The 21,709-nt window shown below is 69.0% G+C and carries 27 protein-coding genes; 8 read left to right on the top strand and 19 right to left on the bottom strand.

From position 1 onward, the window contains the following. Positions 1-5: 5 nt before the first annotated feature. The 3 genes from AC1IQ6_RS10335 to AC1IQ6_RS10325 are packed head-to-tail and all read right to left on the bottom strand — an operon-like array spanning position 6 to position 3,132. Positions 6-782, bottom strand: coding sequence for an SDR family NAD(P)-dependent oxidoreductase (locus AC1IQ6_RS10335; RefSeq protein WP_111824747.1), 777 nt, complete (start codon positions 780-782; stop codon positions 6-8). A gap of 9 nt (positions 783-791) precedes the next feature. Continuing rightward, entirely contained in the window at positions 792-2,204 is a 1,413-nt protein-coding gene (locus AC1IQ6_RS10330) for an MFS transporter (protein WP_102772246.1), read from the bottom strand. A 49-nt stretch (positions 2,205-2,253) separates the two neighbouring features. Further along, a complete protein-coding gene (locus AC1IQ6_RS10325; protein ID WP_209165276.1) occupies positions 2,254-3,132 on the bottom strand; it encodes a polysaccharide deacetylase family protein in 879 nt (292 codons plus the stop codon). Between the two features lie 205 nt (positions 3,133-3,337). Here AC1IQ6_RS10325 and AC1IQ6_RS10320 point away from each other — a divergent pair, with 205 nt between their 5' ends. The 4 genes from AC1IQ6_RS10320 to AC1IQ6_RS10305 are packed head-to-tail and all read left to right on the top strand — an operon-like array spanning position 3,338 to position 5,256. Further along, on the top strand, positions 3,338-3,790 hold the full coding sequence (locus AC1IQ6_RS10320; RefSeq protein WP_485866274.1) for an ArsR/SmtB family transcription factor: 453 nt from the start codon (positions 3,338-3,340) through the stop codon (positions 3,788-3,790). Continuing rightward, positions 3,676-4,140, top strand: a complete 465-nt coding sequence (locus AC1IQ6_RS10315; RefSeq protein ID WP_146196879.1) for an SRPBCC family protein — start codon at positions 3,676-3,678, stop codon at positions 4,138-4,140. The genes AC1IQ6_RS10320 and AC1IQ6_RS10315 overlap by 115 nt, the downstream gene beginning before the upstream one ends. Before the next feature lie 32 nt (positions 4,141-4,172). Then, positions 4,173-4,871: a DUF899 domain-containing protein gene (locus AC1IQ6_RS10310; protein WP_102772249.1), complete on the top strand. Its 699-nt coding sequence runs from the start codon at positions 4,173-4,175 to the stop codon at positions 4,869-4,871. Further along, entirely contained in the window at positions 4,825-5,256 is a 432-nt protein-coding gene (locus tag AC1IQ6_RS10305) for a hypothetical protein (RefSeq protein WP_258231365.1), read from the top strand. Before AC1IQ6_RS10310 ends, AC1IQ6_RS10305 begins: the two co-directional genes overlap by 47 nt. Here AC1IQ6_RS10305 and AC1IQ6_RS10300 read toward each other — a convergent pair. From AC1IQ6_RS10300 to AC1IQ6_RS10245, 12 genes are all read right to left on the bottom strand, one after another. Then, positions 5,253-5,591, bottom strand: a complete 339-nt coding sequence (locus AC1IQ6_RS10300) for a 2Fe-2S iron-sulfur cluster-binding protein (protein ID WP_485866273.1) — start codon at positions 5,589-5,591, stop codon at positions 5,253-5,255. The two genes, AC1IQ6_RS10305 and AC1IQ6_RS10300, sit on opposite strands and share 4 nt — an antisense overlap. Positions 5,592-5,603: 12 nt before the next feature. Further along, the gene (locus tag AC1IQ6_RS10295; RefSeq protein WP_485866272.1) at positions 5,604-6,188 is read right to left on the bottom strand and encodes an NUDIX domain-containing protein; all 585 of its coding nucleotides are present in this window, start codon (positions 6,186-6,188) and stop codon (positions 5,604-5,606) included. A gap of 80 nt (positions 6,189-6,268) precedes the next feature. Continuing rightward, the gene (locus AC1IQ6_RS10290; protein ID WP_485866271.1) at positions 6,269-7,522 is read right to left on the bottom strand and encodes an Hsp70 family protein; all 1,254 of its coding nucleotides are present in this window, start codon (positions 7,520-7,522) and stop codon (positions 6,269-6,271) included. A gap of 50 nt (positions 7,523-7,572) precedes the next feature. Continuing rightward, positions 7,573-8,778: a RhtX/FptX family siderophore transporter gene (locus AC1IQ6_RS10285; RefSeq protein ID WP_485866270.1), complete on the bottom strand. Its 1,206-nt coding sequence runs from the start codon at positions 8,776-8,778 to the stop codon at positions 7,573-7,575. Between the two features lie 2 nt (positions 8,779-8,780). After that, positions 8,781-9,200, bottom strand: a complete 420-nt coding sequence (locus AC1IQ6_RS10280; RefSeq protein WP_485866269.1) for a cupin domain-containing protein — start codon at positions 9,198-9,200, stop codon at positions 8,781-8,783. A gap of 35 nt (positions 9,201-9,235) precedes the next feature. Beyond that, complete coding sequence (locus AC1IQ6_RS10275; protein WP_485866268.1) at positions 9,236-11,383, bottom strand: TonB-dependent siderophore receptor; 2,148 nt, start codon at positions 11,381-11,383, stop codon at positions 9,236-9,238. Between the two features lie 74 nt (positions 11,384-11,457). Beyond that, entirely contained in the window at positions 11,458-12,321 is an 864-nt protein-coding gene (locus AC1IQ6_RS10270; RefSeq protein WP_258231366.1) for a helix-turn-helix transcriptional regulator, read from the bottom strand. A gap of 107 nt (positions 12,322-12,428) precedes the next feature. Further along, positions 12,429-12,761, bottom strand: a complete 333-nt coding sequence (locus tag AC1IQ6_RS10265) for a hypothetical protein (protein ID WP_102772257.1) — start codon at positions 12,759-12,761, stop codon at positions 12,429-12,431. Between the two features lie 139 nt (positions 12,762-12,900). Further along, complete coding sequence (locus AC1IQ6_RS10260) at positions 12,901-13,137, bottom strand: DUF3820 family protein (protein WP_102772258.1); 237 nt, start codon at positions 13,135-13,137, stop codon at positions 12,901-12,903. A 72-nt stretch (positions 13,138-13,209) separates the two neighbouring features. After that, positions 13,210-14,139, bottom strand: a complete 930-nt coding sequence (locus tag AC1IQ6_RS10255; protein ID WP_485866267.1) for a sigma-70 family RNA polymerase sigma factor — start codon at positions 14,137-14,139, stop codon at positions 13,210-13,212. Positions 14,140-14,151: 12 nt separating this feature from the next. After that, a complete protein-coding gene (locus AC1IQ6_RS10250; RefSeq protein WP_102772260.1) occupies positions 14,152-14,598 on the bottom strand; it encodes a carboxymuconolactone decarboxylase family protein in 447 nt (148 codons plus the stop codon). A 112-nt stretch (positions 14,599-14,710) separates the two neighbouring features. Next, positions 14,711-15,184: an OsmC family protein gene (locus AC1IQ6_RS10245; RefSeq protein WP_111824735.1), complete on the bottom strand. Its 474-nt coding sequence runs from the start codon at positions 15,182-15,184 to the stop codon at positions 14,711-14,713. Between the two features lie 165 nt (positions 15,185-15,349). Between AC1IQ6_RS10245 and AC1IQ6_RS10240 the strand changes: the two genes are divergently transcribed. After that, positions 15,350-15,775: a copper resistance protein NlpE gene (locus AC1IQ6_RS10240; protein WP_209165266.1), complete on the top strand. Its 426-nt coding sequence runs from the start codon at positions 15,350-15,352 to the stop codon at positions 15,773-15,775. A gap of 84 nt (positions 15,776-15,859) precedes the next feature. After that, a complete protein-coding gene (locus AC1IQ6_RS10235; protein ID WP_111824733.1) occupies positions 15,860-16,609 on the top strand; it encodes an ABC transporter substrate-binding protein in 750 nt (249 codons plus the stop codon). 40 nt (positions 16,610-16,649) lie between these two features. On the opposite strand, the gene AC1IQ6_RS10230 is transcribed toward AC1IQ6_RS10235, so the two are convergent. After that, a complete protein-coding gene (locus tag AC1IQ6_RS10230) occupies positions 16,650-16,979 on the bottom strand; it encodes a zinc ribbon domain-containing protein (protein WP_485866266.1) in 330 nt (109 codons plus the stop codon). A 9-nt stretch (positions 16,980-16,988) separates the two neighbouring features. Next, the gene (fmdA, locus tag AC1IQ6_RS10225; RefSeq protein ID WP_102772265.1) at positions 16,989-18,218 is read right to left on the bottom strand and encodes a formamidase; all 1,230 of its coding nucleotides are present in this window, start codon (positions 18,216-18,218) and stop codon (positions 16,989-16,991) included. Positions 18,219-18,433: 215 nt separating this feature from the next. Here fmdA and AC1IQ6_RS10220 point away from each other — a divergent pair, with 215 nt between their 5' ends. Beyond that, complete coding sequence (locus AC1IQ6_RS10220; protein WP_102772266.1) at positions 18,434-18,796, top strand: hypothetical protein; 363 nt, start codon at positions 18,434-18,436, stop codon at positions 18,794-18,796. A gap of 27 nt (positions 18,797-18,823) precedes the next feature. Here the strand turns inward: AC1IQ6_RS10220 and AC1IQ6_RS10215 are convergent, their stop codons facing one another. Beyond that, positions 18,824-20,308 (bottom strand): aminotransferase class V-fold PLP-dependent enzyme, encoded by a 1,485-nt coding sequence (locus tag AC1IQ6_RS10215; RefSeq protein WP_485866265.1) that lies wholly within the window; start codon positions 20,306-20,308, stop codon positions 18,824-18,826. A 109-nt stretch (positions 20,309-20,417) separates the two neighbouring features. Here AC1IQ6_RS10215 and AC1IQ6_RS10210 point away from each other — a divergent pair, with 109 nt between their 5' ends. Continuing rightward, positions 20,418-20,891 carry an Lrp/AsnC family transcriptional regulator gene (locus tag AC1IQ6_RS10210; protein WP_102772268.1) on the top strand — a complete coding sequence of 158 codons (474 nt, stop codon included), beginning with the start codon at positions 20,418-20,420 and terminating at the stop codon, positions 20,889-20,891. A 9-nt stretch (positions 20,892-20,900) separates the two neighbouring features. On the opposite strand, the gene AC1IQ6_RS10205 is transcribed toward AC1IQ6_RS10210, so the two are convergent. Beyond that, positions 20,901-21,530 carry a class I SAM-dependent methyltransferase gene (locus tag AC1IQ6_RS10205; RefSeq protein WP_111824730.1) on the bottom strand — a complete coding sequence of 210 codons (630 nt, stop codon included), beginning with the start codon at positions 21,528-21,530 and terminating at the stop codon, positions 20,901-20,903. Positions 21,531-21,709: the final 179 nt, after the last annotated feature.

The following is a 21,709-nucleotide window of genomic DNA, read 5'->3' as shown; positions in this document are numbered from 1 at the left end:
CTCTTTCAGGTTTGCAGACCCGGCCAGCGCACCGTCAGCCCGCCGTCGGCGATCACGGACTGCCCGGTGATGTAGGAAGCGTCGTCGCTGGTCAGGAAGCGGATCAGCAGCGCGATCTCGCGGGCGCTGCCCACGCGCCCCAGCGGTATGCCGGCGGCCGCACGCGCCAGGCCTTCCGGCCCCAGGGAATTGACCGGGTCCAGCGACTGCGGCGTCTCGACCAGGCCCGGAATGACCGCATTGCAGCGGATGCCGCGCGGCGCCAGCTCCATGGCCACGGCGCGGCACAGGCCGGGCACGCCGGCCTTGGCCGCCGCGTAATGGACGTGCTGCTGCCAGCCATACACGCCGCCGGCGATGGACGAGACCGCCACCATCGCCCCGCCGTCGCGCATGTGCCGGGCCGCCGCCCGGAACACGCGCATCACCCCGCCCAGGTCCACGTCCATCATCTCGGTCCATTGCGCGTCGCTCATGTCGGCGAGCGCGGCCTGCCTGAGCAGGCCGGCGTTGGCCACCGCGTAATCCAGCCGCCCGTAATGCCCGGCCGCGCGCGCGGCGAACGCCTCGACCTGGCCGGCCTGGGTCACGTCCACCGGCAGCATCAGGCACTGGCCGCCGGCCGCCTCCACCAGGGCCGCCGTCGCCGAGGGATCGTGAACGTCGCCGGGCAGGTAGCCGCCGGCCACCGCCACGCCGGCCTGCGCGTAGGCCAACGCCAGGGCCTGGCCGATGCCGCTGGCCGCGCCGGTGACCAGCGCCGCTTTGTCGTATCCGGACATGGCAACCTCCTATTTGACGGTGCTGGGGTCCACGTGCGGGACCAGCACCATGACGATGCCGGACAGGAAGCACGGGATGGCGCCCCAGTACAGCGCCGCCTCGATCCAGTCCGCGCCGCTGGACAGCGTGTACGTGCTGCCGAAGCCGGCCACGATGGCCCCCACCTGCCCGAGCGCGTTGACGAAGGAGCCGGCCGTCGCCCGGATCTGGTTGGGGAAGCTCTCGCCGATCAGGAACAGCACCGCCGCGTAGGGGCCGATAAGAAAGAACAGGCCCAGCGAGTACAGCGGCACGATGCTCCAGAAATCGCCCTGCGGCGCCTGCAGCATGGCGTAGAACGCCAGCCCGCCCAGAATCCAGCCGATGGCCACGGCGTTGCGCCGCCCGATGCGGTCGCCCAGCCAGCCGTGGAACAGATAGCCCAGGAAGCCCGCCAGGTTGGACACGATCAGCACTTGCAGCGCGTTGGAGAAGTCCACGCCCTTGCCGGGCGTGCCGCCCGAGCCGCCCAGCACCGACGTGCCCAGCACCGCGAACAGCACGATGGCGAACCAGTTCAGGAAAAAGCCCAGCGACAGGGTCAGCGTCGGGCGCAGCGACGCGCCTTTGAAGATCGCCGCCACGCCCTGCTGGTGCCCGCCGCCGGCGTCCAGGCCGTGGGCCGCGGCCAGGGCTTGCGCCTGTTCCCCCTCGCCCCGGGCGCGCAGTTCGGCGATGCGCCGGGCCGTGAGGAACTGCGGGGTCTCGACCAGCCTGCGGCCCAGGATCACGATGACGACCGCGGGAAAAGTCGCGAACACGAAGGACAGGCCCCAGCCGCCGCCCTGTCCGAACCAGCGCTCGCCCAGCGGATACAGCACGGCCACCAGCGCCGCCGTCAGCACCGCGCCTATCGGCCAGCCGCCCTGCACCAGCGAATAGATGAAGCCGCGCCGCTTGCGGGCCGCGGGATCGGCGTGCGCCACCGCGAACAGCTCGGTCAGGTAGGTGGCGTTGATGCTCTGCTCGGCATAGCCCAGCCCCGCCAGCGAACGCACCAGGATCAGCAGCAGAAAGCCCAGCCCCGCCGACAGGCCGATGATCCAGCCCGCCAGCGCCGTCAGGCCCGAGCAGATGGCGGCGCCGGCCACCGCGATGATAATGCCCTTGCGCCGGCCGAGACGGTCGGTGACCGGTCCCAGGCCGAACGCCACCAGCGCCGTGCCCACGGTGACCCAGGTGTTGAGACTGGCCAGGCGCTCGGCGCTCCATTGGAAATACTCGCCCAGCTGCGGCAGCAGCGTGCCGAACAGGATGAAATCATAGACAGCGAAAACCCAGGCGAAAAAGCACACCCAGGTGGCGTAGTTGACTTGCTGCTTGGTGACGGCGGGCGGCGTCCATAGCGCCGAGGCGCTGCGCGCGGAATCGAGGGTATCCATGGGGTCGGCCTGCGGAAAGTAAGGGCCGGGACGGCCCGGGAAGAATCGGTCAGCTGCGCGGCTGGCGGCGCAGGAAGTCGTCGGCGATCTGGTCGCAGGTCGCGAAGCGCACGCCGTCGTGCTTCTGGAAGTGTTCGATCAGCCGTTCCAGCATCAGCAGCACCTGGGGCCGGCCGGACACGTCGGGATGCAGCGTGATCGGAAACACCGCGTAGTCGTGCTCGCGGTAGACCCAGTCGAACTGGTCGCGCCACATCTGCTCGATGTCGCGCGGGTTGACGAAGCCGTGGCTGTTGGGCGCCTTTTTGATGAACATCATCGGCGGCAGGTCGTCCAGGTACCAGTTGGCCGGGATCTCGACCAGCGACGTCTCGCGGCCCCGCTGCAGCGGCTTCATCCAGGTGTCGGGATGGCGGGAATAGTCGATCTTGGTCCAGGTGTCGCCCACGCGCACGTAGTAGGGATGGAAGTCGTTGTGCATCAGGCTGTGGTCGTACTTGATGCCCTTCTTGACCAGCAGCTCGTTGGTGATGGGGCTGAATTCCCACCACGGCGCGACGTAGCCGGTGGGCGCCCTGCCCGCCAATCGGGTGATGACCTCGATGCTTTTGTCCAGCACCGCCTCTTCCTGCTCCGGCGTCATGGCGATGGGATTCTCGTGGCTGTAGCCGTGTATGCCGACCTCGTGCCCGGCGTCGACCACCGCCTTCATCTGGTCGGGGAAGGTTTCGGCCGAATGGCCGGGGATGAACCAGGTCGTGGTCAGCCCGTATTTCTTGAACAGCTTGAGCAGCCGCGGCGAGCCGACCTCGCCCGCGAACATGCCGCGCGAAATGTCGTCCGGGGAATCCTCGCCGCCGTACGAGCCCAGCCAGCCGCTCACCGCGTCCACGTCGACGCCGAACGCCACGAATATCTGCTTTGCCATGCCTGCACCTCCTGCCCTGGGTAGAGAACCTGGACCGCCCGCAGCACGGGCGGCAGCTTGAATATGTACATTTTCATCAAAGTACATATTTGGGCAAATGGTAATGCGTCTGGAAGGCCATGCCATTGGGGTGATCCCTAGCGCGAGGCCGCCGGCGCGAATTTCCGCTTGACAGCCGGACGGCGGCGGCTAGACACTTAACCTCATGGTTAACTTTGACGAAGACACGCTGGACGGCATCTTCGCCGCCTTGGCCGATTCCACCCGGCGCCGCGTGCTGGCCGATCTGCAGCAGGGCGCGGCCTCGGTCAGCGACCTGGCGCGGCCGCACGCCATGTCCCTGCCCGCTTTCCTGAAGCATCTGCGGGTGCTGGAAGACGCCGGCCTGATCGCGCGCGCCAAGGACGGCCGCGTGGTGAACTGCACCCTGTCGCCCGAGCCGATGCGCACGGCAAGCGACTGGCTGGCCCGCTACGAGAAGTTCTGGAGCGGACAGCTCGATTCGCTGGCGCGCTACCTCTATCACGAGGAGGAAATCCACCCATGCAAAACCGAGACACCCCGCAAGCCGACACCCCCATCGAACTCCGGCTCCGGCGGCGCTTCGACGCCCCGGTCGAGCGCGTCTGGCGCGCCTGGACGGACCCGCAAGCGCTGATGCGCTGGTTCGGCCCCGCCGAGACCCGGCGGGTGCTGGTGGCCGAAACCGACGTCCGGGTAGGCGGCGCCTACCTGGTCGGGTTCGCCACCGAAGACGGGCTGGAGCACCACGCCAGCGGCAGCTACCGTGTCGTGGAGCCGCAGCGCCGGCTGGTCTTCACCTGGGCCTGGCGCGACACGCCGGCCGAGGTCTCGCTCATCACGCTGGAATTCACGCCCGCAGGCGGCGGCACCGAACTCGCCTTCCTGCAGACCCCGTTCGTCGACCCGGCCACCCGCGACAGCCACGAGCATGGCTGGTCCGGCGCCATGGACCGGCTGGCGGGCCACCTGGCGGACGCGGCCTGAGCGCCGTCCGCCCCACCCCAGAGGAGCCACAGATGCAAACCGATCATCCTGTCGTATCCCAGGCGCAATGGAACGCCGCGCGCGAAGCGCTGCTGCGCCGCGAGAAAGAACTGACCCGGGCGCAGGACGCGCTGGCGCGCGAGCGCCTGGCCCTGCCCTGGGTCCGCGTAAGCAAGCCGTACCGCTTCGAGGGTCCGGACGGCGTGCTGGACCTGGCCGGGCTGTTCCAGGGCAGAAGCCAGCTCATCGTCTACCACTTCATGTACGCCCCCGAATGGGAGGAAGGCTGCGTGGGCTGTTCGTTCCTGGCCGATCACATGGAAGGCGCGCTGATGCACCTGCGCCAGCACGACGTCACGGTGGCCGCCGTGTCGCGCGCGCCCTACGCCAGCCTGGCCGCGTTCAAGCGGCGCATGGGCTGGCGTTTCGACTGGTATTCGTCGCAGGGCGACGACTTCAATCTCGACCTGGGCGCCTCGCTGCGCCCCCCCGACGGTGCGATCGAGGACCGTCCCGGCGCCAGCGCCTTCTTCCTCGACCCGGACGGCGAGATCTTCCACACCTACTCGGCCTTCGACCGCGGCGTGGAACGGCTGGCGGGCGCCTACAACTACCTGGAGCTGGCGCCGCTGGGACGCAACGAAAACGGGCCGCACTTCAACCTGGGCGACTGGGTGCGCCACCATGACCGCTACGACGACGCCGCGCAGGCCTGCCACGCCTGCGGCTGAAGGCGGCGCGCCGGCCCTGGCATGGCTGGCCTGCACGGCGGCCATGGCCGCCGGCCTGTGGCTGGACACGCTGCGCACGCCGGCCGCCGCGCTGGCCAGCGCCTGCGCGGTCCCCGGCAACCTGGCGGAAATGGCGTGGCGCCACGCCGCGCTGATGCCGGCCAGCACGCTGGCCATGGCGGCCGCGGCGCTGGCGCCCTGGCCGGGCGCGCCGGCGTTCGCGGCGCGGCTGGCCTGCATGCTGCCGATGGTCGTGGGCATGGTGGCCGGCGCGCAGCTGGGCATGGCCCTGGCCTTGCCGCTGGGCGCGGCGCCGTTCGCGGCGATGGCCGTAGGCATGGCGGGCGGCATGGCCGCCGCCCTGCTGGCGGTGGGCGCGCCTTAGCGGCGCGCCCCGGTCAGCGGGCGCGGCGGTGGCGGCGGCGCATCCTCGATGGGCGCGGCCTGCGGCGACTGGATTTCCAGCGCCGACACGGCCTGCGCCACGCAGGGCAGTATCCAGCCCTCTTCCTTTTCGTCGCGCGACAGGCCCGGCCATTCGATGCCGTACGCCACCTCGCCTTCCAGCATCAGGCACATGCACGCGCGGCAGGTGCCGTTGCGGCACGAACTGGGCAGCTTGACGCCCGCCGCCTGCGCCGCCAGCAGCAGCGGCGTGCCGGCGGGCGCATCGAAACGCAGCCCCGCGGGCTGCACCAGAACCGGAAACGAAGCAGGCATGGCGGCCCGGGCTCAGCCGGTGTTGTCCTGCCAGTCCAGCTGCCAGGCGCCGGACAGCACGTTCTGCATCCACAGCACGCAGGTCAGGGTCTTGGCGTCCGTGACCTCGCCCTTGCGGCAGGCTTGCACCAGTTCCTCGGGGCGGGCGCTGACCACGTCCAGGAACTCGTCCTGGTCCAGTTGGCGGTCGCCGGCGCGCAGGCCGCGCGCGAAGAAAATGTGGATGATTTCCGTGGAATACGCGATGGCCAGGTGCAGGGCGCCGGCATGCGCCCACTGGCTGGCCGTGTAACCGGTTTCTTCCAGCAGCTCGCGCTTGCCGCAGACCAGCGGGTCTTCGCCCGGGTCGAGCTTGCCGGCCGGAAACTCGGTCATGACGCGCCCGATGGGATAGCGGTACTGGCGCTCCAGCAGCACGCGGCCGTCGTCGAGCAGCGGAATCACCACCACGGCGCCCGGGTGCACCACGTACTCGCGTATGCCGGTGTTGCCGTTGGGCAGGCTGACGGTGTCGCGGCGGATCTTCAGGAAGCTGCCCTCGTAGGGCGCTTCGCTTGCGACCAGGCTTTCGACGAGATGGGAATCGGGTTTGGTCATGACGGGTTCCTGGGCCGGCTGAGCGTGGGCGGTATCGGAGGAATGCAGCTTACCATCGCCGCCCCGACGCCCCGCTCCGCTCAGCCGAATTTGCGCCGCGCGTCCAGCGCCAGGCCGGCGCCGATACTGCCGAACAGGTCGCCCTCCACGCTGCGCGCCTGCGGCGCCAGCGCCGACACCGCCTCGCGCAGGCGCGGCACGCGGCTGGAGCCGCCGGTGAAGAACACCGTGTCCACGTCCGCCGTCGCCACGCCGGCATCGCGCAGCAGCGCGTCCACGGTGGTCTGGACCTTGCCGATCAGCCGCTCCACGCAGGCGTCGAACGAGGGCCGCGTGACCTCCACGCCCAGTTGCGGCGCGATGCGCGACAGGTCGATGCGCGCGGCCTCGGATTCGGACAGCGCGATCTTGGCCTCTTCCACCTGCACCGCCACCCAGTGGCCGGCGCGCTGCTTCACCAGCTCCAGCAGCAGGTCGATTTTTGCGCGGTCGCCGGCCTCGGCGCGGATGAACGCGAAGTGCTCGGCGGCCTTGCGCGTGTAGGCCTGGTTGATGGTGTGCCAGCACGCCAGGTTGCCGTATTGCGTGGACGGCACGTCCTTGCCGCTGCGCAGCTGGCTGCCCAGCCCCAGCAGCGGCATCACGTGCGCCAGGCTGAGCTGCTTGTCGAAATCGACGCCGCCGATGTGCACGCCGCCATAGGCCAGGATGTCCTCGCGCCGGTCGGCCTTGGCCGCGCGGCCCGGCCCCAGCCGGATCAACGAAAAATCCGAGGTGCCGCCGCCGATGTCGATCACCAGCACCAGCTCTTCGCGCGCGATCTGCGATTCATAGTCGAAGGCCGCGGCCAGCGGCTCGAACTGGAACTCGATCTCGGTAAAGCCCACGCTGCGCGCGATCTCGCCCAGCGTGTCCTCCGCCGTCTGGTCGGCGGCGCGGTTGTCGTCCACGAAGTACACCGGCCGGCCCAGCACCGCACGGGTGAAATCGCGCCCGGCCGCCGCTTCGGCGCGGCGCTTCAACTCGACGATGAAGCGCGTCAACAGCACGCGAAACGGAATCGAGCGGCCCTGGACCTCGGTGGAGCCCTCCATGAGCGAACTGCCCAGCAGGCTTTTCATGGAGCGCATCAGGCGTCCGTCGTAGCCCGCCAGGTAATCGGAGATGGCTGCGCGGCCATAGCTGACCTCGGCGTCCTCGTCGTGGAAGAAAATGGCCGAAGGCAAGGTGGTCTTGCCATCCTCGAGCGCGAGGAGTGCGGGCTGGCCGGCGCGGCTCCAGCCGACGGTGGAATTGGACGTGCCGAAGTCGACGCCGCATGCGGTGGAAATCATGGAAACTCGGGACCGAAAGCAAAACGGCGGGCTAGTGTACCCGCTGCACACTAGCCCGCCGGGCGCGCCAGCGCCCTGGCGGTGAAGACCAGGGTCGCGGCCGCCAGCGCCAGGCCGGCGGCGAAACCCGCGCCATAACCCGCATACGCGGCCAGTCCGGTCATCAGCGACGAAGTCAGGATCTCGCCCAGGTCGCGCGCGCTCTGCACCGCCGTCATGTCGGTGCCGGCCTGCGCGCCGGCGCGCGCGAAGCGCATGGCCAGCGTCATCAGCGCGACCGACGCGGCTCCCGCGCCGAACGAGCCCAGCGCCTGCGAGGCATAGGCCAGGCCCGGATGCGGCGCGGCCCAGCCCTGGGCCTGCGCCAGCCAGCCCACCGCCGCCGCGCCGCAGGCGGCCAGGCCCAGCCCCAGCGCCGCGCGCCCGCCCAGACGGCCGATCAGCCAGGCGCCCCCGCCGCAGCCCAGCAGCACGGTCACCACGCCGCCCGCCATGCCGAGGCGGCCGATCTCCTCCACGCGCCAGCCCGCGTCCACCAGGAACAGCTTGGACAGGCCGTAGCCGGCCGCGGCCGTCATCGCCGACAGGAACGCCGCAGCAGCCAGCGCCCAGGCCCCCGGCCGGCGCACGAAACCGGCAAGCGCGGCCCGCGGCCGCAGCGGCGCGCAATCCGCCTCGCCCTCGCGCCAGGTCGCGGCCAGGATCAGGCTGAACGCCGCCGCGCCCGCCAGCACGGCCAGCGCGCCGGCCTGGCCGATGTGGCCGGCCAGGATCAGGCAACCCGGCCCGCCGAAGAAAAAGCCCATCATCGTGCCGCCCACCTGCGCGGCGTTGGCGCGCGCCAGGGCCTGGCCCTCGAAGCGTTCCGCCGTCAGGCCGTCGGTGGCGATGTCCTGCGTGGCGCTGGCCAGCGAGGCCGCCGCCATCAGCCCCACCACCCACGCGGCGCTGGCCGACGACACGCCCAGCAGCGCCACGCCCGCCAGGCAGGCCAGCACCACCGCCTGCATCGGCACGATCCAGCTGCGCCGCCGCCCCAGCGCGACGCTCCAGCGGTTGTCCACCGCCGGCGCCCACAGGAATTTCAGCACCCACGGCAGGCCCACCAGCGGCAGCCACGCCAGCGCGCCCAGGTCCGCGCCGTCGCGGCGCAGCAGCGTGGGCAAGGCCTCCATCGCCACGCCCAGCGGAATGCCCTGCGAAAAATACAGGGCGGCCACCATCACGAACAGGCGTGCGTTGTTCTCGCGTCTCATCTTCAGATCTTTCCTTGCGCCAGGTCCGCCGCGCGGCGGTGTTCGCTGCCCCGGCCGGGCGTGACGAACAGGATTTTTCCCGGACAGGCGATGTGCAGCCGGTGCCATACGCCGCGCGGCACCACCGTGCAGCGCCGGGTGTCGAGCAGCACGTCGGTTTCGGCGCCGTCTTCCGCGGCCAGCGTCAACACCACGCGGCCTTCCAGCACGCACAGCATTTCATCGCCGCCGGGATGGCGTTCCCACACGTCGCCGTGCACGTCGGCGTCGTCGGCCACGGCCTTGACGCCGACCAGCCAGTCTTCGCCGTCCGCCAGCCGGCGGCGCGCGCCGATCTCGCGCAGCGCGCCGTCGCCGCCCAGCGCCATGAAGTGATCGAGCCAGTCGAAGACCGGCGGTGCGAAATCGGTTTCTGTCTTCATCGTGATGTCTCTCTGCAAAGCGGGCGGGATGGGAATCAATACTGGGCGCGCAGCGTCAGCATGACGTTGCGCGGTTCGCCATAGCGGTTGTTCCAGGCCGTGCCCGACAGGCTCTGGTAGTAGCGGCGGTCGAACAGGTTGTTGACGTTCAGCGCGGCGGTCAGGTGCTTGTCCAGCCGGTACGCCATGCGCAGGTCTACCAGCGTGTAGCCGCCCTGGCGCAGCGTGACCGGGCCGGACACCGTCGAAAAGCCCGACTGCATCTGCACGCCGCCGCCCACGCTCAGCCGGCGTTCCATGACCGGCAGCGCATAGTTGGTCCACAGCCGGAAAATGTGCTTGGGCGTGAAGCTGGCGTACGGCTGTCCGTTGGAGACGGAGTCGGAGACGTACTTGCTGGTGTTGAAGGTGTAGCCCGCGGCCACCGTCCAGTGCGGCGCGACCTGGCCGCTGGCCTCGGCCTCGAAGCCGCGGCTGCGGACCTCCCCGCCCGAGATGTAATAGCAGTTGTTGCCCACGCAGGGCCAGTCGGGGTCCTGCTGCGCGCGGTTCTTCTGCCGGATCTGGAACACGGCCAGCGACACGTTCAGGGCGCCGTCGGCCAGCGCGCCCTTCACGCCGGCTTCGTAGTTGGTGCCGGTGACCGGGTCCAGCGGCTTGCCGTCGCGCGTCAGCTGGCTTTGCGGCTGGAACACCTGCGCATAGCTGCCGTAGAGCGACCATTGCGAGTCCAGGTCGACGATCAGCCCGCCATAGGGCGTGAACTCGGGATCGATCCGCTGGCGCGCGGACGGCGCGCTCTGGTTCCACCAGCTCATGCGCCCGCCCAGCACCAGGGTCAGCGGATCGGCCAGCGAAAACCGGCCCATCGCATAAATGCCCTGCTGCTTCAGGCGCGTTTCGCCGGGCGAGGCGTACGGCCCCACGCCGGGTTCGGGCACGCCGCGCGGGTCCCAGTCGAACACGTCGACCGGCACGTCCAGCGCCGGGATCAGCATGCCCGTGTACTGCTCGGACGTGGTGCGCTGCGCATTGCCGCCCAGCAGCAGTTCGTGGCGCCGCCCGAACCACTGCACCGGCCCGCTCACGTAGGCGTCGATGCTGGCCTGCGTGTTGTCGAATTTGTAGGCGCCGCCCATCAGCCGTGAACCCAGGCCGGTTTCGCGGTCGATCGCGCCATAGGCGCCGGCGTACTTCAGATTGCTGTCGGCCGTCAGGTAGTTGGCGCTGATCTTGGCCGTCCAGCCCTGGCCGAAACCATGCTCCAGGTCGGCGAACACCCGGGTCGTATTCCAGTTGAAGCGGTCCCATGCCGCATCCAGATAGGTCGAACGCGGCAGCCCGATATCGCCGCCGTCCTTGTAGCGCGGCACGCCCGCCATATTGGTGGTGGACCGGATGCGCTGGTGCTGCAGGCCCGCCGACAGCACCGTGCGCGGCCCCAGGTCCACCTCGCCTATGCCGTAGAACAGCGCAGACTGCTGATCGGCGACGTCGTAGAAATAGCCGCGGTCCTCGTACGCGCCCACGATGCGCCCGCGCACGCTGCCGCTGTCGTTCAAGGGGCCGCCCAGGTCGGCTTCGGCGCGGTAGCGGTCCCAGCTGCCCGCGCTGGCCGTGCCGCTGAATTCGAACGCCCGCTGCGGCCGCTTGCGCACCAGGTTCACGGTGGCCGCCGGATTGCCGGCCCCATGCAGCAGGCCGTTGGCTCCGCGCAGGATCTCGACGCGCTCGTACACCGCCATGTCCTGCGGCGCGGCCGCCATATTGCCCATCAGCACCGGCACGCCGTCCTGCTCGAAAGAATCGACCTTGAAGCCGCGCGAGTAATACGCCGTGGTCAGCAGCTGATAAGGCTGCACCGTGATGCCGGTGGCGTGCTGCATGACCTCGTCCAGGCTTTGCAGGTTCTGCTCCTGCATGCGCTCCAGCCCGATCACCGTGACCGATTGCGGGATCTCGCGCAGCGCCAGCGGCAGCTTGCCCAGCCTCGCCGCGTCCGGCGCGACGCCTTCGCCGCTGACCGTCACCGCCGGCAGCGCCTGCGCATCCTGCGCCTGCGCCGGCCCGGCCGCCACCGCCAGCCACAATGGCCACTGCCACACCCGCGCCGTCCTGCCGCCCGCCCCCGCCTTCGATGCCTTGCGCACTGCCGTTCCTTTTGAGTTGCTATTGAGAACCATTCGCAACGAATTCTAGGGAGAACGGCGAGCGCCCGCTGGCGATCGCGGAAGTCTTGCTGGCGATTGCGGAAGTTTCAGCCGCGCGCCGCCACGCTGCTGGGCAGCACGCCGTAGCGGCGCAGGAAGGCCTTGGTGAAATGCGAGTCGGTATAGCCGCAGGCATAGGCGGCCTCCGACACCGAGAGCGCGCCGGCCGCCAGCAGCGCATGCGCCTGCTGCATGCGGCATTCGCGCACATAGGCGTAGACGCTCATGCCGAACAGCTTGCGAAAACCCGTGGTGAGCTTGTTGACGTTGATGCCGGCCTGGCGCGCCAGTTCCGGCAGCGAAGGCGGGTCCTGCAGGTTCGCCGCCGCCAGGTCGCGCGCATGATGCAGGCGCTCGACGTCGCCGCGCGCCAGGCCGTGGCCCGGCGTCTCGTGCAACGCGCCGAACGCCAGCGCCGCCAGCTCCAGCGCCTTGCCCGACAGGTACATGCGCTTAAGGGCCCCCTGCACCGGGCAGGCCAGCATCTGGTTGCCCAGCGCCTGGACCGCCGGCGCCACGCGCAGGTTGGCGTCGGCATAAGGCTGGCCGCCGGGCGCGCGCAGCCGCGCCGCCAGTTCGGCGGGCTCCATCGAAAACGCTTCCTGCAACTGCGAAAGGCCCGTGCGCAAGGACACGAAACGCAGCGCCTTGTGCGCGCCGAATTCGTGCTCCATCCCCATCTCGTCCTGGCACAGGCTCAGGTGCAGCAGCGGCCCGCTCACGCGCGTGGCCGGCGCGCCGCGCACGCTATAGCGCAGCTCGCCGTCGAGCACCAGCACCAGCTTCAGCCCCGGCTCCAGGCGTTCATGCACGCGCGCCTCGCGGCCGAAACGCAGCGTGCCGCCGGCCAGCGACATCGCCGGCATGGCGGCCGTAACGGTCCAATCGGGTTCGGGATGGATAAGGGTCACGGTAAAGGCCCCGCGCCGGGGCCGTCTCAGTTGATGAGATTGAATATTATTACCATCAACCCATATCGGAAAGCCGGACCGCCCTCGGCGGCCCGGCGGGCCTTGCGCTACTGCTGCTGGCGGCGCTGCTCCAGCTCTTTCAGGCATTGCGCCACGCCGGCCTGCATCTGCGAGTTCGACACCGCGGCGCGGTCCGACACCTCGCGGCAGCGCTCGTACTCGGCGCGGCTTGCCGGCGTATCGCTGACCGCCGCCGGCGTCGAGCCGGCTCCGGGCGTGACCGTCACCCGCAGCGTCGAAGGCGGCGAGAGGCTGCCGTCCTTGGAGCGCACGCTGGGGTACTGGTACTCCTGCGTGACCGGCGCGGCGTTCTGCGCCTGCGCCACGCCGGCCGCGCACAGGGCGGCGAGCAGGAACGCGGAAATTCGGAGTTTTTTCATGGCTACCTCTCTACGATGAACTGGCGCGCGGCGCACGGGCATTGCGATCCGCCGCGCCGCACTATCGTATCCTCGCGCGGCGCGCCGGGACGCTACACCGGACGCCGGAGTTGTTTCTTGTCGTTTCGCGCCGGACGGCTCAGGACCTGCCCGCCGGCTTGCCCGCAGACTGGCGCAGCGGCGCCAGCAGCGACGACAGGCCGTTGTGGTCCAGTTCATGCATCAAGGCCAGCAACCGGCCCAGCTCGCCGGGCGGAAAGCCCTTGCGCGCGAACCACGCCAGGTACGGCCCCGGCAGGTCGGCGATCAGCCGGCCCTGGTACTTGCCGAAAGGCATGGTCCGGGTGACCAGCAGGGAGAGGAGTTCGGGGTCCATGGGCAGTCAGCGTGCGGATGCGGTGTCGAAAATAAACATCATGGTTTCGTCGAAGCCAGCTCCTGCGGATCGTCAACGAGGTTCGGCATCATCCCTGGGAGCGCTCGGCGGCGGCGCCAGGGCCGCGACATGGCGCAGCTTATCAGGGTTGCGCACGATGTAGATGGCCGTGATCCTGCCGTCGCGCACCTCCAGCGTGGTGGAGCGCGGCAGGCCGTCGATTTCGGTCGCCAGCACGCCCGGCATGCCGTTCAACCGGGTCACCACCGCGTCCAGGAATTGGCCGCCGCGCTTGGACGACAGGCCGGCGAAGAAACGCGCGATCCGGTCGCTGCCCAGGATGGGCTTGAACACGGCCAGCTTCTTGCCGCCGCCGTCGGCGTGCAGCACCGCGTCCTGCGCCAGCAGCCCGCGCAGCGCGTCCACGTCGCCGGCGCGGCAGGCCTGCCAGAACGCGGCGGCGATGCGCTCGCCGTCCTGTTCGGTCACTGCGTACCGCGGCCGCGCCTCGCGCACGCGGCTGCGCGCACGCGCGGCCAGCTGCCGGCACGCGGCCTCATTGCGGTCCAGCGTGAGCGCGATCTCGGAAAACGGCATGTCGAACACGTCATGCAGCAGGAACGCGGCGCGCTCCGGCGCGGACAGGCGTTCCAGCGCCAGCATCAGCGCCACGGACAGGTCGTGCGCGATCTCGCCCGCCCCCGGCGCCTGGTAGCTGGCGGCATCGGGCAAGGGTTCCGGCAGCCAGGGGCCCACGTATTCCTCGCGCCGCGCGCGCGCCGACTTCAGGTGGTCCAGGCACAGCCGCGTGACGGTGCGCGACAGAAAGGCGCGCGGCGTCGCGACCTGGCTGCGGTCGACGTCGCGCCAGCGCAGCCAGGCGTCCTGCACCATGTCCTCGGCCTCCGCCCACGAGCCCAGCATCCGGTAGGCCAGGCCCTGCAGATAGCGGCGATGGGGCTCGAAGTCGGCGACGGCATCGGCCGCGGCGGAAGTGTCCATGGCGCCCGGACCTCAGCCCTTGGGATGCTGCGAGCGGAATCCGACGGCGATGCGGTTCCAGCTGTTGATCATATTGATGGCCACAGTCAGGTTCACCTGTTCTTCCGCGCTGAAATGCCGGGCCATGGCTTCGTAGTCGGCATCCGGCGCATGGGTTTCGGACAGCCTGGTCAAGGCTTCGGTCCAGGCCAGCGCGGCGCGTTCGCGTTCGCTGTAGAGCGACGATTCGCGCCAGGCGTCCAGCAGGTACAGGCGCATTTCGGTTTCGCCCTGCCTGCGCGCGTCGCTGGCGTGCATGTGCAGGCAATAGGCGCAGCCGTTGATCTGGGAGGCGCGCATCTTCACCAGCTCCAGCAGGCTGTGTTCCAGGCCGCAGCCCTCGACGAAATCGTTCAGGGCGACCATGGCCTTCATGGCCTGGGGTGCGGCGGTATAAGCATTGAGTCGGGCGGTGGCCATGGATAGCTCTCCGGCAGGTTCGCGCCGCGGGATGCGGCGCCGTCATCCACAAGACGAGGCAGCTCGGGGCGACGTGACATCGCCGACGGAAAAAATTGTAAGACCGGCGGACTCAGGCCGCGTGGACGATGCGGGGCTCGCAACGCACCGGGAACTTCACCGAATTGGCGATGAAGCAGAAATGGTGTGCGCGATCGTGCAGTTCCGCGGCCAGCGCCGCGTCGTCGCCGGCGCGGATGGTCACCTCGGGACGCAGCGTGACGCTGGCGAACGCCCCGCCGCGCTCGCGGTCCTCCACCATCACGCCCTCGGCCTCGTCGCGGTAGGCCAGCACGGTCACGCCTTCGACGGCGCAGAAATGCAGATACCAGAGCTTGTGACAGGCCGACAGCGAGGCCACCAGCATGTCCTCGGGATTCCAGCGCGCCGGATCGCCGCGGAACGCCGGATCGGACGAGCCCGGCACGTCGGGCTTGCCTTCGGCCCGGATCAGGTGATCGCGGGAATACGCGGTGTAGCTGGACGTGCCGGCGCCGGTATTGCCGGTCCAGTCCACGGTGACGCGGTAGCGGTGTTCGCCATTCATAGGGGCCGTCCTGTCGGCTGATTCGCGGGTCCGCCGCCGGGCGCGCCGGCGGCAAGGACATCAAGCGTAGCGCATGGGCGCGCGCCCACGCGTCCTTACATCCGGTTTCAGCACCGGCAGGTTACTGTCCTTATCGTGAACGCCTTTTCCACACAGGAGCTCGCCATGATGAAACTCACCCTGACCTGCGCCCTGACGCTTGCCCTGTTGGCCGGTTGCGCGCCTTCCCAGACCCAGTCCGGGCGCGGCGCGCCCCCAGACGGCCATACGGCCCGCAACTCCCTGGACTGGGCCGGCAGTTACGAAGGCACGCTGCCTTGCGCCGACTGCCCCGGCATCCGCACCCGGCTGATCCTGAGCCAGGACAACCGCTACGAAAGACAGACCCAGTACCTGGACCGCCAGCCGCAGCCCGAGGTCGTGACCGGCAGTTTCAGCTGGGAGTCCGACGGCAGCACCATCCGGCTCGACGCCGCCGGCGACAGCCAGCGCTACTTCGTGGGCGAAAACCAGGTGACCATGCTGTACCGCGACGGTACGCGCCCCACCGGCCCGCTGGCCCCGCACTACGTCCTGCGCCGCGCGCAATAAGCCCTCGCGCCGCATGCGCGCTTGCGGCTATGCTTGCCGCAACCCCGCGCCCGCGGCGCGCCCTCCTCTTCGCCCAAGGAAATCATGAAGACCGATCACGAGCTGCTCTCCGCCTTCGCGCCGACCGGCGTGCTGCGCGCCTCCATCAACCTGGGCAACCCCATCCTGGCCCACGCCGATCCGGCCACCGGCGAGCCCGGCGGCGTCTCGGTGGACCTGGCGACCGAGCTGGCCCGGCGCCTGCAGGTCGGGCTGGAGCTGGTGGTGTTCAAGTCCGCCGGCGAATCCGTCAACGCGGTGGCGGCCGACCAGGCGGACGTGGGCTTTTTCGCCATCGACCCGCTGCGCGGCGAGCAGATCGCCTTCACCGCCCCGTACGTGGTCATCGAGGGCGCCTACCTGGTGCGGCAGGACTCCCCCATCGCCGCCATGGACCAGGTCGACCGCAAGGGCCAGCGCGTCGTGGTCGGCAAGGGCAGCGCCTATGACCTCTACCTGACGCGCGAACTCAAGCAGGCGGAGATCTTCCGCGCGCCGACCTCGCCCGCCGTGGTCGACACCTTCCTGAGCGAGAACATGGAAGTCGCCGCCGGCGTCAGGCAACAGCTCCAGGCCGACGCCCAGCGCCTGGGCGGGCTGCGCCTGCTCGACGGCCATTTCATGCTGATCCGCCAGGCCATGGGCGTGCCCAAGCGCCGCGGCGAGCGGGCCAGCGCCTACCTGGGCGCCTTCGTCGAAGCGATGAAGAAATCGGGATTCGTGGCCGAGGCGCTGGCGCGCCACGGCATCCAGGGCGCGGCCGTGGCGCCGCTGGAAGCGGCTTCGGACGCGTAAAAAAAAGCGCGCCGGCAATCGCCGGCGCGCTCTGTGCCCTTCAGTGGCTGATCATCCAGGGCCTGGCGCCCGCGAAGGACTTGGCCCCGTCCGGCGTGGTGCGCGTTTTGCCTGCCTTGCCGCCGCCGCAGCATCCGCAGTTCATGCCGTGGCCGGACCGCGAGCTGCGCGGTTCGTGCGCGCTGCGCTCATTGGCCGCGCGCGCCCGGTTCACCGCCGAGGACAGCGCGGAAATCGCAGACGCCCCGCCCACGATGCGGCCTGAAGGCGTTCCGCATTGCGGGCACGCGGCAGGTTCCCGCCACCGCGCCAGGGGCACGAGCGCGGCGAATTCGCCACAGCGGCCGCAGGCATAGTCGTACATGGGCATGTCGGTCTCCTAGCGGTCGCGCGAAAGCGGCATGTCCACGCCGCCCTGGATATGCTTGACGGGCCCGCTGGCCGAGGGCTGGATGTCGAAATCGAAGATTTCCGTCGGCAGCCAAAGCGTGGCGCAGGAGTTGGGAATGTCGACCACCCCGCTGATATGCCCCTGCACCGGCGCGCAGCCCAGCAGCGAATAGGCCTGGGCGCCGGAATAACCGAACTTCTTCAGGTACTCGATGGCGTTCAGGCAGGCCTGGCGGTAGGCCACGTTCACGTCCAGGTAATGCTGCTTGCCGGACTCGTCCACCGAAATGCCCTCGAAAATCAGGAAGTCCTTGTAGGCCGGCGCGATCGGGCTGGGCTTGAAGATCGGGTTCCTGATCGCGTACTTGTCCATGCCGCCCTTGATCAGCGACACGCGCATATGCACCCAGCCGGCCATCTCGATGGCGCCGCAGAACGTGATCTCGCCGTCGCCCTGCGAGAAATGCAGGTCGCCGACCGACAGCCCGCCGCCCTTGACGTAGACCGGGAAGAACACGCGGGCCCCGCGCGACAGGTCCTTGATGTCGCAGTTGCCGCCGTGCTCGCGCGGCGGCACGGTGCGCGCGCCCTCGGCCGCGGCGCGGTCGCGGTCCGCCCCTTGCAGCGCGCCCATGTGCGCCGTCTTGGGCGCGGGCGGATTGGCCAGCGGCGGCACCCGCTTGGGATTGGTGTCGATCAGCGCCTGCTCGCGCCGGTTCCAGGTATCCAGCAGCTTCTTGTCCGGCAGGCAGCCGATCAGTCCGGGATGGATCAGGCCCGCGAAACTCACGCCGGGGATATGCCGCGACGACGTGAACATGCCGTGGAAATCCCAGATGGACTTCTGCGCGTGCGGGAAATGCTCGGTCAGAAAGCCGCCGCCGTTGTTGCGGCTGAAGAAACCGTTGAACCCCCACATGCTCTCGGGCTTGGCGCCGATGTCCAGCAGGTCCACCACCAGCAGGTCCCCGGGCTCGGCGCCTTCCACCCCGACCGGGCCGGACAGGAAATGCACCGTGGTCAGGTCCACGTCGCGGACGTCGTCGGCGCTGTCGTCGTTCTTGATCGCGCCGCCGGTCCAGTCATAGGTTTCCAGTATGAAATCATCCCCGGGCCTGACCCACACCGCCATCGGAATATCCGGATGCCAGCGATTATGGATCTGCGCGTTTTCGTAGGGGGATTGAGCCAGGTCGACTCTGATGAGGGTATCGGTCATTCTCTTTCATCTCCAGCGTAATGTGTTGATAAAACAGAACTTTCTATAACCAGCCGTCCGGTGACCGCGCGCGGGTCGGCAATCACGGGCCGCTGATATGACGACGAAGGTAGGCGAGTTTCGGACGTGCGTAAACTGGTTTTCCAGCCAGTACATGGACGGCGCGCAACAGTTATGATGCAACCCGTTTCCCTCCCCCCACCAAGGTTTCACGCATGGCCGCACTGCCCCGCCGACTTTTCGCCTTCCTGTTGATCTGCGCCGCCAGCGCCGGCGCGCACGCGGCCGGGGATTGCGTTGCCGAAGTCGAAGCCGAGAGCGCCCGCATCGCGCGCGCCCAGGACGTGCAGCGCACGCACGAGGCGGCCAACGACCTGCAGCTCGACCACAAGCTGTGCCAGGGCCGGCTGGATTTGCTGGACGCCCGCTTCGCGCTGGCCGACCAGTTCGAGGCCTGTCGGCGCGACGGCGTGGCGTTTCCGCAGAAGCTGGCCCGCGACATGGGCGAGGCCGCCGACGAGCTGCCGGACCTGAAGGCGAAGTGGATCAGGACCTGCGGTCCCTACATGAAGCCCTGAGTCGCGGCCCTGAACGGCTCGCGCCGCTCACGCGGCCTGCTGTTCGGCGCTTTGCGGGTAGAAGATGGCTCGGCTGGGATCGAAGCCGTAGCGGTGCTCGAACTCGGTGGCGTCGGCGGCCAGCGCCAGCACCGAGTCCAGGATGAAATCGGCCTTTTCGTCGGACAGCAGCACGCTGAAGTTCAGCCTGACGAAGCCGGGCTTTTCGATTTCCCGGCCGTCGAGGATGGCCTGGCGCATCTGGGCGGATTCGTCCTCGCCGATCTGCAGCAGCCGGTGCACGTAAGGGCCGGCGCAGGCGCAGCCGCCGCGGGCCTGGATGCCGTAGCGGTCGCTCAGCATGCGGGTCACGAGCTGCTGGTGGACGAAGCCGCCGCGGCCGTTGCGCACGCGGAAGGAAAAGATCGGCAGGCGCTGCGCGGTGAGCGAGCCCAGCAGTTCGAGCCGCGGCGCGTCGCCCCAGCGGGCCAGCGCGCGCCGCACGTAGTGGGCGTTGCGCTCGCGCATGAAATCAGCGCCCAGCGCCTCCTTGACCAGCAGCGCCAGCGCCGCGCGGATGTCGCCGACGACGTTGGGCGTGCCGGCCTCTTCGCGCGATTCCAGGCTGCCGCTGTAGTCGTGGCCGGCCGGCGATACGAACTTGACGGTGCCGCCGCCGGGCCAGGTGGGTTTGGTGTCGAGCACCGCGTCGCGGCGCACGACCAGCACGCCCGAGGCGCCCGGGCCGCCGATGAATTTGTGCGGCGAGAACACGATGGCGTCGATGCAGGCGTCGGCCGCGGGCGACATGCGCACCGGCAGATAAGGCGCGCCGCCGGCATAGTCCCACAGCATCCTCGCGCCGGCGCGCTTGACGCGCCGCGTGATGCCTTCCACGTCGGCGACGATGCCCGTCACGTTGGAGGCCGCAGACAGCGCGCAGATCACCAGCGCGTCATCCGCGCCGGCCAGCGCCGCGTCCAGCTGGACCAGGTCGGGGCCGCCCGCGGCGTCCTCGGCCAGCTCGACCAGCTCGGCGCCGCACTCGCGCCAGGGCAGGATGTTGGAATGGTGTTCGTAGGGGCCGATGATGACCCGGACCTTGCGGCCGGCCGCCAGCGCCGCCGGCACGCCGAACAGATGCACCAGCCGGTTGATGCCGGCCGTTGCGCCCGAGCCCGCGAAGATCACCGCGTGTTCGTCGCCCGCGCCGCAGCAGCGGGCGACCGCCGCGCGCGCCTCGCGGCGCAGGCGGGTGATGTAGCCGCCGCAATAAGAGGCTTCGGTGTGCGAGTTGGCGTAATACGGCAGCACCTGTTCCAGCACGAAGCGCTCGACCTGCATCAGCGCCCGGCCCGAGGCGACGTAATCCGCGTAGACCATGGGCTTGGCGCCGTAAGGGCCGTCGACGACCGCGTCCTTGCCGATCAGCCCGTCGGCCAGCGCCGCAACCACGTCGTCCGCGCGGAGACTGGCTTCGAACTGCTGCAAAGGCCGCTGCGCGGCGGAACTGGCTTGGGCGGGGGCGTTCATGGCGATGAGAATTCCGGTACGTTTCGAAATATCATACGATGGATGCAACGGTGAAACATCACCTATTTTTTGCCAAAAATCACCTAAAACGGGTCATTTGATCTAAATAATGGAAAAAATAGACAAACTTGATATCGGCATAATTTCGTGCCTGCTGAAAGACGGTTCGCTGTCGCAGCGCGAGCTTGCCGACCGGGTCGGCCTGTCGCAGAACGCGTGCTGGCGCAGGCTGCAGCGGCTGAACGCCTGCGGCATCATTCGCGGCACGCGGGCCGAGGTGAACCTGGTCGAACTCGGCCTGGACCTGACGGTGTTCGTGATGATCCGCACCAGCCATCACGCCAAGGATTGGGCCGACGGTTTCCGCCGCCACGTTGAACGCCTGCCCGAGGTCACCGAGTTCTACCGCATCGGCGGCGATTGGGACTATCTGATCAAGGTGGCCTGCCGCGGCATGGCCGGCTATGACCGCTTCTACCAGAAACTGATCACGGACTTCGAACTGTCCACCGTGACCGGTTTCTTCAGCATGGAAGCCATCATCGAGAACCGCCCGCCCGACCTGCGCCAACTGGAGGGCTGAAGCCGCGGCCTATGCCGGGACCAGCGGCCAGCGCTTGGTCAGGAACAGGAACACGTGACGGAACGGATCGTCCACGCGGTGCAGCGCGCCGCTGACTTCGGCGATGGGCGGGCGGAACGCGTCGAACAGGCGCAGCGCCGTGGGCAGCACCAGGTACGGCACGCGTTCGGTCAGGTCGTTGTAGCCCAGCACCAGCAGGCCGCCGGGCTTGAGCACCGCCTCGCAGTTTTCCAGCAGCTGTTCGAAATCCCGGATTTCATCTATGCCGAAACCCAGCAGCCCGTTGGCCACCACCACGTCGAACACGTTGCCGCCGTAATGCCCCGCCATGCGCGTGGCGCTGCCCGTCCAATGCCGGCCCGGCCGGCCGTACACCGCCTGGCGCGCCTCGATGTCGAGCGTGTAGAACTCGGTGTCCAGCAGCCGGCGGTAATGCCAGTTGTGCTTGTCCAGACCCACGAACAGCGTCTTCAGCGGACCGCCGGCGTCCACGGCCATCGTGTTGATGTAGCCGAACACCGCCTGTTCCAGGAAGCGCCGGTTTTCGGCCTGCAGCCTGAAATCGATGTTCAGCCGTTCGGCCGCGCGCGGAGACAGCTTGAACACCGCCCTCTTCAGCAAATAGCGCAGTTTGCGCATTCCGATTTCCTTTCCATGCCATTTCCAGGATAGAAAAGTTAGCGACGCGCACGGGCAGGGAATATGGGACCGGGCTGATTATTAAACCGGCCCGAATATATTCGCAGCCTTCCCCATCGCCGCACCGGCCGCGCCCGGAATCGTTTAAGACGGATTACGACTTTTGCCGGCTGTCGGAA

This window comes from Achromobacter sp. MUI-25009338, from assembly GCF_057359325.1.
The sequence above is the reverse complement of the archived record's forward strand: the minus strand, read 5'-3'. Positions and strand labels throughout refer to the sequence as shown.